Source organism: Vibrio comitans, assembly GCA_024346835.1.
In the GTDB taxonomy this organism is placed as follows: domain Bacteria; phylum Pseudomonadota; class Gammaproteobacteria; order Enterobacterales; family Vibrionaceae; genus Vibrio; species Vibrio comitans.
In genome coordinates this window covers 699,416-713,902 of sequence record AP024866.1, presented here as the reverse complement: position 1 = coordinate 713,902, position 14,487 = coordinate 699,416, and the positions used below count along the sequence as shown (strand labels likewise).

The window sequence follows — 14,487 nt, the reverse complement described above, 5'->3', positions numbered from 1 at the left end:
CCAGTTTAATTAAACTTCCATCAATTCTTTTTCTTTTGATGCTAGAACATCATCAACGTTCTTAACTGCAACATCAGTTAGCTTTTGAATCTCGTCTTGTGCTTTACGATCTTCATCTTCAGAGATTTCTTTGTCTTTAAGAAGAGATTTGAAATCGCTGTTTGCATCACGACGGATGTTACGGATAGCTACGCGAGCGCCTTCAGCTTCACCACGAACGATCTTAACTAGGTCTTTACGACGCTCTTCTGTAAGCGGTGGAAGTGGTACACGGATAACCGTACCTGCAGACATAGGGTTTAGGCCTAGGTCAGATTGCATGATTGCTTTCTCAACCTTAGGTGCAAGCTCTCTATCAAATACAGTGATTGCTAGAGTACGTGCATCTTCAGCAACAACGTTTGCTACTTGGTTAAGAGGCGTTGGAGCACCGTAATACTCAACTGAAAGACCAGATAGAAGGCTTGGGTGAGCACGACCTGTACGCACCTTTGAAAGAGTGTTCTTTAGCGCTTCAACGCTTTTTTCCATGCGCTGTTGCGCGTCTTGCTTGATTTCGTTAATCACGATTTCACCTTTGAAATTATCGGGGTCTAATGACCTACCTAAGTTGTGCTTGGGTGATTACTCAGCGTTGCTGATAAGAGTACCTTCAGCCTCACCCATCACCACGCGACGCAGTGCGCCTGGCTTGTTCATATTAAATACACGAATTGGCATGTTATGGTCGCGTGCCAATGTGAATGCAGCTAGATCCATAACCTTAAGCTCTTTCTCTAGTACTTCATTGTACGATAACTTGCTGTAAAGTTCAGCGTCTGGGTTCGTTGCTGGGTCAGCATTGTATACGCCGTCAACTTTTGTTGCCTTAAGTACTAGATCAGCTTCGATCTCGATACCACGAAGACACGCAGCAGAGTCAGTTGTGAAGAATGGGTTACCAGTTCCTGCAGAGAAGATCACTACGCGACCTTGGCGAAGCTCACGAATAGCGTCTGCCCAGTTGTAATCGTCACACACGCCCTTAAGTTGGATTGCTGACATTACGCGTGCATTAACGTATGCACGATGTAGTGCATCACGCATAGCTAGACCATTCATCACTGTCGCTAGCATACCCATGTGGTCGCCCACTACGCGGTTCATGCCCGCTTCTGCAAGGCCAGCACCACGGAACAAGTTACCACCGCCGATAACTACACCTACTTCTACACCTAGCTCAACTAACTCTTTCACTTCCTGAGCCATGCGCTCTAGGATAGTTGGGTCGATACCAAAGCCTTCTTCGCCTTGAAGAGCCTCACCACTCAGTTTTAACAGGATACGCTGATATGCTGGTTTAGGATTTGTAGTCATGAAGTATACCTTCTAAAAGAGTTATCGATTAACAGTTGAGGATGGGGACTTGAGTAAATCCCTATTCGCTACGGTTAAACTTAAACGTTTATTCGTAAAAAGACCGTAGCAATTGCCACGGTCTTTTTGGTATTCGCTAAGGCTAATGATTAACCTTTTTGAACTGCAGCTACTTCATCTGCAAAGCTCATTTCTGCCGCTTTTTCGATGCCTTCGCCAACTTCTAGACGAACAAAGTTAGTTACTGCTGCGCCACGCTCTTTAAGAACTTCACCAACAGATTTCTTTGGTTCCATTACGAACGCTTGACCAGTTAGAGAGATTTCGCCAGTGAATTTCTTCATGCGGCCGATAACCATCTTCTCTGCGATCTCAGCAGGTTTGCCTTCGTTCATAGCGATTTCAACTTGAACCGCTTTTTCTTTCTCAACTACTTCAGCAGGTACGTCTGAAGGGTTAAGGAAGTCTGGACGAGAAGCAGCAACGTGCATAGCAACGTGCTTAAGTGTTTCTGCGTCGCCTTCACCAGCAACAACAACACCGATTTTCTCACCGTGACGGTAAGAAGCGATTTCAGCACCTTCAACGTACTGTACGCGACGGATGTTGATGTTTTCACCGATTTTAGCAACTAGTGCAATACGAACTTCTTCGAATTGTGCTTGTAGCTCTTCAACAGAAGCTTTTGATGCTAGAGCAGCGTCTGCTACTTCGTTAGCGAATGCAGTGAAGTTTGCATCTTTAGCAACGAAGTCAGTTTGACAGTTAACTTCAAGAAGAACAGCAACGCCGTTTGCATCTTTAACAATGATTGCGCCTTCAGCAGCTACGTTGCCTGCTTTCTTAGCAGCTTTAGCAGCGCCAGATTTACGCATGTTTTCAATTGCTAGTTCGATGTCACCGTCAGTAGCAGTAAGAGCTTTCTTACAGTCCATCATACCTGCGCCAGTACGGTCGCGCAGTTCTTTTACTAGAGCAGCAGTTACAGCCATTCTCTAATCCTCAAGTTGATTCAAAAGGTAAAATTCAGGGGCCTAAATTGGGGCCCCTGATGCATACTAGCACTTAGTTTATCTGCTGTTCGGTTTCCCGGCAAACAACTAAGTGTGACTTGGAGCCGCTATTACTCAGCTTCTTCTACGAAACCGTCTTTGTCAGCAGCAGTAGCAACGTCTTTGTTACGACCTTCAGTCACAGATAGTGCTGCAGCGTTTAGGTAAAGTTGTACCGCGCGGATTGCATCGTCGTTACCAGGGATGATGTAATCAACACCGTCTGGGTTAGAGTTAGTATCTACAACAGCGTATACAGGGATACCTAGGTTGTTCGCTTCTTTAACTGCGATGTGCTCGTGATCAGCGTCGATTACGAATAGAGCGTCTGGAAGGCCGCCCATATCTTTGATACCACCAAGAGATTTCTCTAGCTTCTCCATTTCGCGAGTACGCATTAGAGCTTCTTTCTTAGTTAGTTTCTCAAAAGTGCCATCTTGAGCTTGAACTTCAAGTTCTTTAAGACGCTTGATAGACTGACGAACAGTTTTGTAGTTTGTTAGCATGCCGCCTAACCAGCGGTTGTTAACGTAGTATTGGTTGCTTGCGATAGCAGCTTCTTTAACAGCTTCAGATGCAGCGCGTTTAGTACCAACGAAAAGAACTTTACCTTTTTTCTCGCCAACTTTAGCAAGCTCAGTTAGAGCTTCGTTGAACATAGGAACAGTTTTTTCTAGGTTGATGATATGAACTTTGTTACGAGCACCAAAGATGAATGGCTTCATTTTTGGGTTCCAGTAACGAGTCTGGTGACCGAAGTGAACACCAGCTTTAAGCATATCGCGCATTGATACAGTTGCCATTTTAAAATCCTCTAATTGGGGTTAGGCCTCCACATTCCCCATGGTTTCGACTCCCTCTATTTGCAGCAGCAAACTGGAGCACCCCGAAACATGTGACGAAATGTGTGTGATTTAAGTAAATTAAGTTTGTGACATAGAAAACCACATCGCCCTATTCAAAATAGGAAGACAATGGAATCTATCTCGGCGCGCTTTATACCATATTTTCGGCCTCGATTACCAGAAATATCACGTTTATTTCACTTAAGAGACGAAAGACGTCCCTACTTGAGTTTTATTTTCATTTGCGAGTGTGCCCAGTGTTGTTAGAATATAGGCAATTGAAGCAAGAGTTAACTGAGTACAGCATGTCGATAAAAATCAAAACTGAAGCAGAAATCGAAAAAATGCGCGTTGCCGGCAAATTAGCAGCCGACGTTTTAGAGATGATAGCCCCACACGTAAAAGAAGGGGTGTCTACTGAAGAACTGAACAAAATCTGTCACGAATTTACCCTGGAAAACGGTGCGTATTCTGCTCCGCTTGATTATCACGGGTTCCCTAAGTCTATCTGTACTTCAATCAACCATATCGTCTGCCATGGTATCCCAGCAGAAGAAGACGCTGTTGGTAGCAATGGTCAAAAGAAACCTGCAGTACTGAAAAGCGGTGACATCGTAAATATCGATATCACAGTTATTATTCCTGACGATGAGAACGCCGACCTTAGCACTCGTCCGCAAGGTTACCACGGTGACACCTCTAAGATGTTTTTGATTGGCGATGTAAACCCAAGCGACAAACGTCTTTGTATGGTAGCTCAAGAAGCGCTTTATCTTGGTATGAAGCAGGTTAAGCCTGGCGCGACTGTAGGCGAAATCGGTACAGCGATCGAAAAATACATTAAAGAAAACAACAAAAAGAACCCTCGTAACAAGTTCTCTATTGTTAAGGATTTCTGCGGTCACGGTATTGGCAATGAGTTCCACGAAGAACCACAAGTGGTGCACTACAAAAACTTCGACCGTCGTGTATTAAAAGAAGGCATGTGCTTTACCATTGAACCAATGATTAATGCAGGCAAATTTGGCTGTTCTATCGATGCGAACGATGATTGGACTGTTTACACGGGTGATGGGAAAAACTCAGCTCAGTGGGAGCATACAATTGTCGTTACTAAAGACGGTTGTGAGGTTCTGACTCTGCGTAATGAAGAATCGATACCGCGCCTTATGGTGAACAAATAATTCACAAGAGCCAGCCTAGTGCTGGCTTTTTTGTACTTGGAATAAGCTGAATGCTTCAGCCTATGTTATCCCAACCTATTTGACAGCTTTATACCCAATATTCCTCTACATCAATCTCATCGATTTGTTCTGGCGACAAGTACTTCTCGGCGTAGTCCAAATAGGTTTTACTGCTTAGGAAGAGTCGATATACCTCTTTGTCCAAGTGCTCATCAAGCACCATAAATTTCATGATCTTTAGCGACTCGCTCAATGTTTTTGAAGTTTTGTATGGTCTATCCGCGGCAGTCAATGCTTCAAACACGTCTGCTAAGGCCATGATTCGCTCTGGAACACTAAGCTCTTCTCCCTTCAACTGTCTTGGATAACCGGTTCCCTTCATAGTCTCATGGTGGGTAGAGGCATAACGAGGCACCTTAGAAAGATCTTCTGGAAACGGCATCCGCTCGAGCATCTTGATGGTGCTTATGATGTGCTCGTTGATCTTAAACCTATCTTCCTCGGTCAATGTCCCTTTGCGGATAGTCAGGTTGTAAACCTCACCTTGATTTGCCAGATACTCCGGCACTTTCATTTTGATCTCAAAACTAGGATCATACTCAATCGGTGACGGATGCTTGAATAGGTGTTCTTGTTTGTCAGCGAGTAACGATTCTTTTGCCGGTGTCACAGAGCGAATTCCTCGCGCTTCAAGTCGGCGCTGTTCTTCCGGAGACAAGCCAATCTGGTCATCTAAATAGCGATTCCAACTGCGTGTTGCGATCTGTTTAATTCTCTCTACCGACTCGTCATCCATAAATTCGCCACCGACATTCGCTTTTGCTACGTCTGCAAACTCTTGCTTCAGTTGCTCAATATCCGCTTGCAGCGCTTCATCTAGATCAGGAGCAACATCTGGTGATTGCTGTTGGTAAAAAGCGATGATTTGATCACGAATCATCACCTCGAATCGAGTGCGGATTTCGTGAATTCGGTTGTAATTCGCTTCTAACTTTGAGCCCTTATCGACGATGTGTTCAGGAGTGGTGATTTTACCGCAATCATGTAACCAAGCGGCTATTCTGAACTCGCGTCGCTCGGCATCACTGGCAAATTGGAAATCAGAAAATATACCATCACCGGCTTTTTCAGCATGTTCCACCAGCATAATGGCAAGCTCTGGAACGCGATTACAATGCCCTGCCGTGTATGGTGATTTGTCATCAATGGCTTGCGCGATCAATTTAATAAAAGCGTCCACAAAGGCTTGTTGTTGCCTCTCATACTCTGATAGTTCAGTAGCCGTTGTAGTAATGGACTCAGAAAGCTGATGAATCTCTGTTATGTTTGATGAGACAGGTTTCACGCTGGCATATTGACGGTCTCTAACCTTTTTTGTCTCTTCAATTAACGCCAAGATCGGCACCACTATCGGGCGCGAAAAAACTCTAGCTAGAGGAATCAATAGCGCCAATAACGCAGCAGAACCAAGAGTGGCAGTAGCAACATTACTTAGTGCAGCATCAAGTAATGACTCTACCGGAATGGTAATACTCATGTATTCTTCGCCATGTTCGAACAAATCTATCTGTCGAATATAAGCAAAATGGCTTTCTCCATCGGCTTCAAATTGGTGTAAGCCATCTCGCAAGGCTTCATTTTGAGTCGCCTCAATCAAGAATTCATACGGTACTACCCCACTCGGACTCCCCTTGGAAAACCACTTCTTTTCAAGGAAGCGAATTTCATCATCAGAAAGACTTTCAACCGCTGAGTTGAGGATATCAATTACCTCCGGCGATAGATTTTTCATCGCCATATGAAAGGTATTTGTAGAGTTAAGTTCTTGTTTTGAATTGACAACTCGGGTTGTCAGCCCCTTAAAGAAATGCTGTTTAACCGTACTGTCTAGGATTACCTGTAAGTCAATAACCGCATCAACCTCACCACTGTATAATGAGAGCAATCCCGTATACAGGCTATCTAGTTCAACGATTTGTATCGCTGGATGATTGGTTTCTATATTCTTAATAACTGACCAACCCTTCAAAATACCGAGTTTTTTGCCCGATAATTGCTTTAGCTGGTTAGGTGAATCATCAAGCGCAGTGATAGCAAAATCAAACGTGGCAAGTGGTAAGCTAAGCTCCCCCAGATCTCTATTGACGGCGTTATCAGCTACAGGAGAGAGAATATCAATATCGCCTTGCTTAAACTCTTCAACCAATTCAGACCAGCTAATGCCATTGATAAACTTAAAATTCACGCCTGTCTTCAAGGAAATTATCCGCATGACATCTACGAAATATCCAGCAGGAGCACCTCGCACCGAAAAATCGAGAGGTGGCCAGTCGGTTTGACTGGATACTTCAATGTTTCCCGCTAACTCAACGAAGCTTTTCTGCTCAGCAGTCAGTGCGAGGGGGGTAACTTTAGGAAGGGGAAGTAGTTTTCGATCATTTGATGAGGCTTTTAGTGCGCCGGTAGCATCGTAAACATAAAAGTCACTAGGCAACTGGGTAATTGACTCTCCCAATCGCGATTTTATTCTATCTGAGAGCGTCTCGGCCATGACATCTATACCTAACACACTACCGTACGCTGAATTAGGGATTTTAGAGGAATAAGTTTGCCCACTCACTTGAATATTGTGGAACAAGTAAGGCTCTGTCTTGTAGATATTATTATTCTGCGCCCCTAAGAACCAAGGTCGTAGTACGGCATTAAATTTACTGGCTTCTGTGACCTTACCTCGACGTTGAAAGTCCTCGTTAAAATACGTCGTCGTTTTTATTCTGTCTTGCCCGAGTTGTTGGATTTCAACCATGACCCAACGATCTGAGGCGGTCGCGTTTAGGTCTCGGCGTAGCTCCGAAGCCGAATCCAAATTGATAAGCTGAAAAAAATGCCCATTGTCCCTTGCAAGATATGCGCTGTAAAACAACTGATCTTCCTGCATTAATCGACTAAACGCATCTCTAGCAATGGTGTTTTCATCGAATCTCTCAAAATCCTGTTCCAGACCTGAGAGTAACAGTGTCAACGTAGTGAACACTTTGTCTAAGCTCTTCACTTCTCGGCTGACTACTTCAGCAACATTCTTATATTTCTGTTGAGCGCTATCGAGCGCTTGCTGTTTACTAAAGTAATACTGCAGACCTATAGCAACGGTGGCGGTGAGGCACGTAGTGAGAATAAATAAGCTAATCACCGTAAACTTTATCGAAAAACGCCTTTTCATCTTGCCCTCATATCCGCAGTCCTAGCTCTTTTAGATTAGAACAACATAGATAAAGTGACTGAATATATTAGCTTTTTCTTAATTCAATCAATGTATTACTGTTTCAATAAGCGAGGTTTGCCTTGCTATCACTCACAAAATAAGGAAATATCAAAGGTAGTGAACTCAATGCATACAAGGATTTAGTGCGTGCCAAACCTAGATGCCCTCTCCCCTATCAAGCTCCCTAATGATCAGCTTGATATTCAAACCCTGCGAACTCTGTTACAAGACTTTAGTGAACAGCAGAAACGCTGCTTCTTTGAACGTCAACCCGTCACCAACCTAGTCAAAGAGCGTAGCGACTTTATGGACGCTTTATTAGAGCGACTGTGGAAGCATTTCGGATTTCATCAGGTCGAAGGGGTATGTCTCGTCGCTGTTGGCGGCTATGGGCGCAGTGAACTTCATCCACTCTCTGATATCGATATTCTAATTTTATCCAAGCGAACCCTGAAAGAAGAATGGGTTCCAAAGATCAGTGAATTTGTAACCTTACTGTGGGATCTAAGGCTAGAAGTAGGACACAGTGTACGAAGTGTTAAAGAATGTCTGCAAGTTGCAAGAGAAGACCTGACTGTCGCAACCAATCTTCAAGAATCTCGCCTCATTTGTGGTAGTCAAGATTGCTTTCAAAGCTTAAGAAATGACATCGACTCTGATGAATTCTGGCCGAGTGAAATCTTCTATAAAGCCAAACTAGAAGAACAAAGAGAGCGACATGCTCGCTATCACGACACCGGCTATAACTTGGAACCGGACATTAAGTCCAGCCCTGGTGGTTTACGTGACATTCACACCCTGAGTTGGGTGGCAAGACGCCACTTTGGCGCAACCTCGTTATTGGAAATGAGTCATCATGGGTTTCTAACCGATGCAGAGTACCGTGAGCTGCAGGAGTGTCAGAACTTCCTTTGGCAAATCCGATTCGCACTGCATATTGAACTGAAGCGCTATGACAATCGCCTCTCTTTTGCTTATCAGGCGAAAGTTGCGGAAAACCTCGGCTTTACCGGAGAAAAAAACCAGCCTGTTGAACGCATGATGAAGGAGTTCTATCGAACCCTTCGCCGCATTATTGAACTTAATAAAATGCTACTCAAGCTGTTTGACCAAGCAATATTAAACCAAGGTAAGTTAATCCCCGCCGAGATCATTAATGATGACTTTCAGCGCCGAGGACACCTTATTGAAGCAAGAAAGCCCGCTCTATTTCAGGCTCGTCCCGATACCATCTTAGATATGTTTATTCATATCGCGAATGACTCAACAATAACCGGTGTCGCGCCCCCTACCTTGCGTCAACTTCGTACCGCAAGACGACGTTTGAATCGCTTTTTGCATACCATTCCTGAAGCCCGTGAAAAATTCATAACCCTAGTAAGGCACCCCAATGCACTTACCAAGGCATTCAGGCTCATGCATCAATTAGGGGTACTTTCTGCCTACTTGCCGCAATGGAGCCAAATTGTCGGGCAGATGCAATTCGACTTGTTCCACGTCTATACGGTAGACGAGCACAGTATGCGATTGTTGAAACACATTCATAAATTCAGCTTTGCAAAAAATAGAGAGAAACACCCTATTTGCTGTGAAGTACTGCCTCGAATTCAGAAGCCAGAACTGCTCACGATTGCCGCGATTTTCCACGACATAGGTAAAGGCCGCGGAGGCGATCACTCAGTAATTGGAGAAAAAGAAGCGTACGATTTCTGTATCGAACATGATCTCTCTAAACCAGAGGCCAAGCTGGTTGCATGGCTAGTACGAAACCACTTGTTGATGTCGGTAACCGCGCAGAAGCGCGATATTCAAGATCCTGAGGTCATTGCTGAATTTGCCAAAAAGGTGAAAACTGAAGAGTATCTCGAGTTTCTTGTTTGTCTGACGGTTGCTGATATTTGCGCGACCAACCCTGAGCTTTGGAACAGTTGGAAACGCTCACTGCTAACTGAGTTATTCTACTCCACGCAAAGAGCTCTGCGTCGTGGTCTAGAACACCCTGTCGATGTCAGAGATAGGATTAGACACAATCAGCAGCAAGCGTCTGCGGTGCTTCGTAGTCAAGGCTTTACGCCACGTGAAATTGAGGTGCTGTGGCAACGCTTCAAGGCTGACTATTTCCTTCGTCATACACCGCAGCAACTTGCATGGCACGCTCAGGCAATCCTTCAGCAAGAAGACCCAGATACACCATTGGTGCTGATTAACCCTCAGCCGACTCGCGGCGGCTCTGAGCTATTTGTCTATACTAAGGACCAGCCTGTACTGTTTGCTAGTGTGGTGGCAGAGTTGGACCGACGAAACTTCAACGTACATGACGCTCAAGTGATGGTTAGCCGTGATGGGTACATTCTCGACACCTTCATTGTGTTAGACCAAAACAACCAGCCTATTGAAGAGCGCAGACATGAAGCAGTTATCAAGCATCTGCAACATGTCATCAAAGACGGACGTTTGACCAAAATTAAGGTGCGACGTACGCCAAGAAACCTGGTTCACTTTAAGGTGAAAACTCGAACAGAGTTTATTGAAACCAAGAATGCGAAACAGACATTAATGGAGCTAGTCGCACTAGACACTCCAGGTTTGCTAGCAGCTGTCGGAGCCACCTTTGCCGAGTTAGATTTGCACCTTCACTCAGCCAAAATCACCACTATTGGCGAGCGAGCGGAGGATTTGTTTATCATCACCTCTCCAGAGGGCAAAAAGTTGGATGCTGAACTTCAAGAAACCCTGCGTCAAAAGCTAATTGAGAACTTATCTGAGCTAGCACCAAACTAAAGTGTGAATGAAAGCAGGGTTGAAGGGGATCTCGCTACCTAAGCACCTGATTCCCTGCTAGATTTACAATTAAGTATGAAAAACCATACTCGTAGAGCTATGTTCACCAAATTTGATTGCAGAGGTGCCTATGTATCCACACCTAACCGGGTTGGGAATTCACGAAACAAAGCAAATTGATCGCTATTCACTGCGCCAAGAAGCTCATAAAGATGTTCTTAAGATCTACTTTAAGAAGCAAAAAGGTGAGTTATTCGCAAAGAGTGTAAAGTTTAAGTACCCAAGGCAGGTAAAAAGTGTACTTATCGATGATGGTAGCGGGCAGTACAGAAACAAAACAGAGATTAACCGCAATCTGACCTTGGTTATCGACGAGCTCAACACTCTAACTAAACCGGTCAAGTCTCAAGATGTCGACGTGAAGCAAAAGATACTGTCAGATTTGCGCCATCTAGAAAAAGTGGTTTCGGGCAAAATTGCAGAAATTGAAGCCGATCTAGAAAAGCTAAAATAGTCGCCCTGCGATACAAAGCTCATACCCATGTATGAGCTTTTTCTTTTAAAAGGCTTACTCGCCCTCAAAGGCACCTTGCCATTCAAAACGCTCAATGAGCTGTCGCCAAGTTTCATCAAACCTCGCTTCAAGCACTAATTGCACACCAGTAAATGGGTGTTCAAACTCAAGTCTTGATGCATGTAACAGTAAGCGATCACTGGCTAAGTTTTCTTTAAACAAGCGGTTGTGCTTGCCATCTCCATGAGTGGTATCTCCAACAATAGGGTGACGCAAGTGCTTCATATGGCGACGCAACTGATGCTTACGACCGGTCAGAGGCTGAAGCTCCATCAAGCAATACCGAGAGGTAGGAAAACGCCCTGTAGAGAATGGCACTTCAATCTTAGCCAAGGGACGGTAATCCGTTATCGCTTGCTGAGCTTCTTTTTCTTTATCGGCAAATTTGTCGGCTATCTTATCCAGTTCCACTTTCAAGGCGTAATCCAGACGATCGCCCTCTTCAATCCAACCACGCACAATTGCATGATAGGTTTTCTGCATTTGATGCTCAGCAAACATAGGCATCATCTGTGAAGCAACTTCACTAGATAGAGCAAATACAAGAACCCCAGAGGTTGGACGATCAAGACGGTGCAAAGGAAACACATGCTGACCTATCTGGTCACGTAATGTCTGCATAACAAACTGTGTTTCATGTTTATCGAGCCAAGAACGATGCACTAGCATCCCTGCAGGCTTATTGACTGCAACGATAAATTCGTCCTGATAGATGATCTCCAACATTATGCACATACCTCATCAATTTCTTTCAGCACTCTAATTACCTTTATCCACTCTGGCTTACCCTGACACGTCTGCTCAAAGTAAGGAGAAATAGCGAACCCGGCAGGCAATGCTTGATTCAAGCTTACAAACTGTTGCATTTTTGGAATGAAGACCCACTGCAACCATTGCTCAGGATGAAGACTATCTACGGCAAAGGGTTGTGAGCTCATGAGTGCCTCTTTTGAAGGCTTATCCGCTTCCCACAAACCAGATTGCTTGAGAGCATATTCCGTATCGATAAGCAGTTTCTGCATCTGTTGATGAACTGTATTCAAGCTATTTCTCTTCTTACTCTTGAAATTCGGCGCAAGATTACCATGTTATAGGGAGAGTATGGGTTATTTAGATACAGGCAAATGGAAAATATTTCGACACTGACACAGATTTTACGAGACAGCGATTGTCAATTTAAGGTACATGACTTAGGTCGCCGTATCGAACTGATCCCTAACGATGAATTTGAAAGTATTGAACTAGGCCGACAAGCCTACCCTTACCCTATTCAGCGCCAAGCACAATTTGCTATTACCTATTGGAACGAACAAAAGCAGCCTTGGATTTGGTTTCTTAAGTTCGACCTAGACGAGCGCGGTTTATTAAACTCAGCCGATATAGGCAATTTCATCAAGTTTGTACTTGAAGCAATGGGTTCCAGGCTTCAAAAAGAACTGAATGAAGAAGTGCAAGAGCAACTGGCTAGCAACCCATACACCTTCAAACCCAAAGAAGACAAACTGGCAGTATTTAACAGCCAAGTGAGTGCAGAGCTAAACCTGTCGCCAAGCCAGTATTATGCCCATGCGTTGACCTATTTTAAGGGCGATTTAGGCTGGAATAATTGGCAAACTGTTGGCTTGCAAGGGATCACTGATATTTGTGCACGCCTCAAAGAATCAAACAATGAGTTAATGGTGAAAAAAAGCCTCACTCAATTGCCTACCCAACCTCTGTACGCGCTATTAGGAGCACTAGAGCACTGCGAGATCAGTGACTCTCTCGCCACCCGATTATATGACCTAGCCTTGGATCAGCTAAATCATCCAGAGGGTGACCTGTTCCTACTGTCTGCGCTCGCTCGCGCACTATCAGGTAACAAAGGGAATAAACTTAATTCTCTTGTCACTGCTATTTTGTCAGAGAGTAAATACTGCCATCAGGAAGTCTTGGTCGCCATCGCCGGTCGTTGTTGGGAACCATTGCAACAAAGTACGCTTGCTGAACAGTTCTTGGTAAGACTGGCACAAACCAATAACCAAGCGCTATTCAATCAACTGTTTGCAGACCTAGTGATGCAACCGAAGCTTCGCATGGTGATACTACCAATGCTACATCAAGCTCCCTCGCAAGAGTTGGCCAAAGCATTAATTGCCCTACAAAACAGTACTAAGGGGCAGAGCTAGATGGACAACCTGCTCGCCATACTCGGGTTAGCTATTTTTCTTACTCTATTTTGGCAACACAGACGTCAAGCAGAGCTTGCCAAGGTTGCCATCATTCGACACTGTAAAAAACTGGATCTGCAAATTGTCAGCATTTCTTCTGGGGCGCATAGAATACGTCGCCCCGATGGTAAGTGGGGCTGGCACACAGTGTTTGCTTTTGAGTTTTCAGCCTTGGGTGATGATTGCTATCAAGGCACATTAACCATGGTAGGACTGCGAGTCTCACATTTTCATACCGACCCTCATCGCATCTAACTCAATAAGCAATTTAGGTAGAAAACACCATACCTACTGTCCTGTCGGGAAGCTTGTGTAAAACCAAGCTTCTCTATTAGTCGTCCTAGCAAGTAAGTCTTGTCGGGCACACTCATAATCTGCATGATGATAAGTTGCAGTGTACTCATGATAGTGATTTCGATAGGATGACGATAAATCGTTAAATGAAAATTGATACTATGCTGACTAAAGAAGTTACCGACGAATTAAATCAAATCTTCCAAGCCCTTGAATCTGAAGGTAAAGAACCTACCATGGCACTTGTAAAAGCGCGCCTTGGCAGCAAGGTTCCTATGCCAGCGCTTATAGCTGCTATCAAGAACTGGAAAAGCACCAAGCGTGTTCCTAAAATCGAAGTCGCCGTTGCTAGCGAAAATTCTGATTCAAAGATTAAAGCACTAGAGAATAAGATCATCGAGCTCACTCGCCGTATCGAAGCACTAGAAGGTAAGCAATAATGAAGATTTGGGTAGATGCGGATGCGTGTCCAAAGGTCATTAGAGAAACCTTGGTGCGTGCCTCAGAGAGAACTGGAATCGAATGTATCTTTGTTGCTAATCATCCTGTTCCCCTGCCAAAGCGCAATACCATTCGCTTCATGCAAGTCAGCCAAGGCTTTGATATTGCAGATGATGAGATAGCGCTGCGTGTGGAAGCGAACGATTTGGTAATTACCTCTGATATCCCTCTTGCTGATGAAGTGATCACTAAGGGTGGACAGGCGTTAAGCAGTCGCGGGGAATTGTTCACTAAAGAAAACATTAAGGCTCGCCTTAACGTTCGTGACTTCATGGACACCATGCGCTCATCGGGCGTACAAACTGGCGGTCCAAGTGCATTGTCACAGACTGATAGAAGGGACTTTGCCAATGCGCTAGATAGGATTTTAGCGCGCGCAAAGAAGTAGAACGGTAAAGTGATACTACGGTCCTGTTGCTCTATAGCAA

Annotated in this window: 14 protein-coding genes; 7 read left to right on the top strand and 7 right to left on the bottom strand. The window is 44.5% G+C overall.

Translation table 11 applies throughout. From position 1 onward, the window contains the following. Positions 1–9: 9 nt before the first annotated feature. From frr to rpsB, 4 genes are all read right to left on the bottom strand, one after another. On the bottom strand, positions 10–567 hold the full coding sequence (gene frr / locus OCU46_RS03365; RefSeq protein ID WP_017032657.1) for a ribosome recycling factor: 558 nt from the start codon (positions 565–567) through the stop codon (positions 10–12). 57 nt (positions 568–624) lie between these two features. Next, positions 625–1,356: a UMP kinase gene (gene pyrH, locus OCU46_RS03360; protein ID WP_141269459.1), complete on the bottom strand. Its 732-nt coding sequence runs from the start codon at positions 1,354–1,356 to the stop codon at positions 625–627. Between the two features lie 149 nt (positions 1,357–1,505). After that, positions 1,506–2,348 (bottom strand): translation elongation factor Ts, encoded by an 843-nt coding sequence (gene tsf / locus OCU46_RS03355; RefSeq protein ID WP_141269461.1) that lies wholly within the window; start codon positions 2,346–2,348, stop codon positions 1,506–1,508. Positions 2,349–2,479: 131 nt separating this feature from the next. Further along, complete coding sequence (gene rpsB / locus OCU46_RS03350) at positions 2,480–3,211, bottom strand: 30S ribosomal protein S2 (protein WP_141269463.1); 732 nt, start codon at positions 3,209–3,211, stop codon at positions 2,480–2,482. A 347-nt stretch (positions 3,212–3,558) separates the two neighbouring features. Here rpsB and map point away from each other — a divergent pair, with 347 nt between their 5' ends. After that, entirely contained in the window at positions 3,559–4,437 is an 879-nt protein-coding gene (map, locus tag OCU46_RS03345) for a type I methionyl aminopeptidase (protein ID WP_141269465.1), read from the top strand. A gap of 88 nt (positions 4,438–4,525) precedes the next feature. Here the strand turns inward: map and OCU46_RS03340 are convergent, their stop codons facing one another. After that, positions 4,526–7,657, bottom strand: coding sequence for an HD domain-containing phosphohydrolase (locus OCU46_RS03340; protein ID WP_141269467.1), 3,132 nt, complete (start codon positions 7,655–7,657; stop codon positions 4,526–4,528). Between the two features lie 216 nt (positions 7,658–7,873). On the opposite strand from OCU46_RS03340, the gene glnD reads away from it, so the two are divergent. Together glnD and OCU46_RS03330 are read left to right on the top strand one after the other, a co-directional pair. Next, positions 7,874–10,480 (top strand): bifunctional uridylyltransferase/uridylyl-removing protein GlnD, encoded by a 2,607-nt coding sequence (gene glnD, locus OCU46_RS03335; protein ID WP_371858831.1) that lies wholly within the window; start codon positions 7,874–7,876, stop codon positions 10,478–10,480. A gap of 130 nt (positions 10,481–10,610) precedes the next feature. Beyond that, a complete protein-coding gene (locus OCU46_RS03330; protein ID WP_026012768.1) occupies positions 10,611–10,994 on the top strand; it encodes a DUF3461 family protein in 384 nt (127 codons plus the stop codon). Between the two features lie 54 nt (positions 10,995–11,048). Here the strand turns inward: OCU46_RS03330 and truC are convergent, their stop codons facing one another. After that, a complete protein-coding gene (gene truC, locus OCU46_RS03325; protein WP_208733518.1) occupies positions 11,049–11,789 on the bottom strand; it encodes a tRNA pseudouridine(65) synthase TruC in 741 nt (246 codons plus the stop codon). Further along, positions 11,780–12,097: a YqcC family protein gene (locus OCU46_RS03320; protein WP_141269473.1), complete on the bottom strand. Its 318-nt coding sequence runs from the start codon at positions 12,095–12,097 to the stop codon at positions 11,780–11,782. The genes truC and OCU46_RS03320 overlap by 10 nt, the downstream gene beginning before the upstream one ends. An 81-nt stretch (positions 12,098–12,178) precedes the next feature. On the opposite strand from OCU46_RS03320, the gene OCU46_RS03315 reads away from it, so the two are divergent. The 4 genes from OCU46_RS03315 to OCU46_RS03300 all read left to right on the top strand — a co-directional run bounded on the left by OCU46_RS03315 (position 12,179) and on the right by OCU46_RS03300 (position 14,447). Continuing rightward, the gene (locus OCU46_RS03315; protein ID WP_141269475.1) at positions 12,179–13,222 is read left to right on the top strand and encodes a DUF3549 family protein; all 1,044 of its coding nucleotides are present in this window, start codon (positions 12,179–12,181) and stop codon (positions 13,220–13,222) included. Further along, positions 13,223–13,519 (top strand): DUF3301 domain-containing protein, encoded by a 297-nt coding sequence (locus tag OCU46_RS03310; RefSeq protein WP_141269477.1) that lies wholly within the window; start codon positions 13,223–13,225, stop codon positions 13,517–13,519. It abuts the gene before it with no gap. 200 nt (positions 13,520–13,719) lie between these two features. Beyond that, positions 13,720–13,998 (top strand): hypothetical protein, encoded by a 279-nt coding sequence (locus OCU46_RS03305; protein ID WP_141269826.1) that lies wholly within the window; start codon positions 13,720–13,722, stop codon positions 13,996–13,998. Continuing rightward, the gene (locus tag OCU46_RS03300) at positions 13,998–14,447 is read left to right on the top strand and encodes a YaiI/YqxD family protein (protein ID WP_141269479.1); all 450 of its coding nucleotides are present in this window, start codon (positions 13,998–14,000) and stop codon (positions 14,445–14,447) included. The genes OCU46_RS03305 and OCU46_RS03300 overlap by 1 nt, the downstream gene beginning before the upstream one ends. Positions 14,448–14,487: the final 40 nt, after the last annotated feature.

Coding starts and splice junctions, on each gene's coding strand:
- pyrH (WP_141269459.1), bottom strand. CDS start 1,356: ATGACTACAAATCCTAAACCAGCATATCAGCGTATCCTGTTAAAACTG.
- tsf (WP_141269461.1), bottom strand. CDS start 2,348: ATGGCTGTAACTGCTGCTCTAGTAAAAGAACTGCGCGACCGTACTGGC.
- rpsB (WP_141269463.1), bottom strand. CDS start 3,211: ATGGCAACTGTATCAATGCGCGATATGCTTAAAGCTGGTGTTCACTTC.
- map (WP_141269465.1), top strand. CDS start 3,559: ATGTCGATAAAAATCAAAACTGAAGCAGAAATCGAAAAAATGCGCGTT.
- OCU46_RS03340 (WP_141269467.1), bottom strand. CDS start 7,657: ATGAAAAGGCGTTTTTCGATAAAGTTTACGGTGATTAGCTTATTTATT.
- OCU46_RS03330 (WP_026012768.1), top strand. CDS start 10,611: ATGTATCCACACCTAACCGGGTTGGGAATTCACGAAACAAAGCAAATT.
- truC (WP_208733518.1), bottom strand. CDS start 11,789: ATGTGCATAATGTTGGAGATCATCTATCAGGACGAATTTATCGTTGCA.
- OCU46_RS03315 (WP_141269475.1), top strand. CDS start 12,179: ATGGAAAATATTTCGACACTGACACAGATTTTACGAGACAGCGATTGT.
- OCU46_RS03310 (WP_141269477.1), top strand. CDS start 13,223: ATGGACAACCTGCTCGCCATACTCGGGTTAGCTATTTTTCTTACTCTA.
- OCU46_RS03305 (WP_141269826.1), top strand. CDS start 13,720: ATGCTGACTAAAGAAGTTACCGACGAATTAAATCAAATCTTCCAAGCC.
- OCU46_RS03300 (WP_141269479.1), top strand. CDS start 13,998: ATGAAGATTTGGGTAGATGCGGATGCGTGTCCAAAGGTCATTAGAGAA.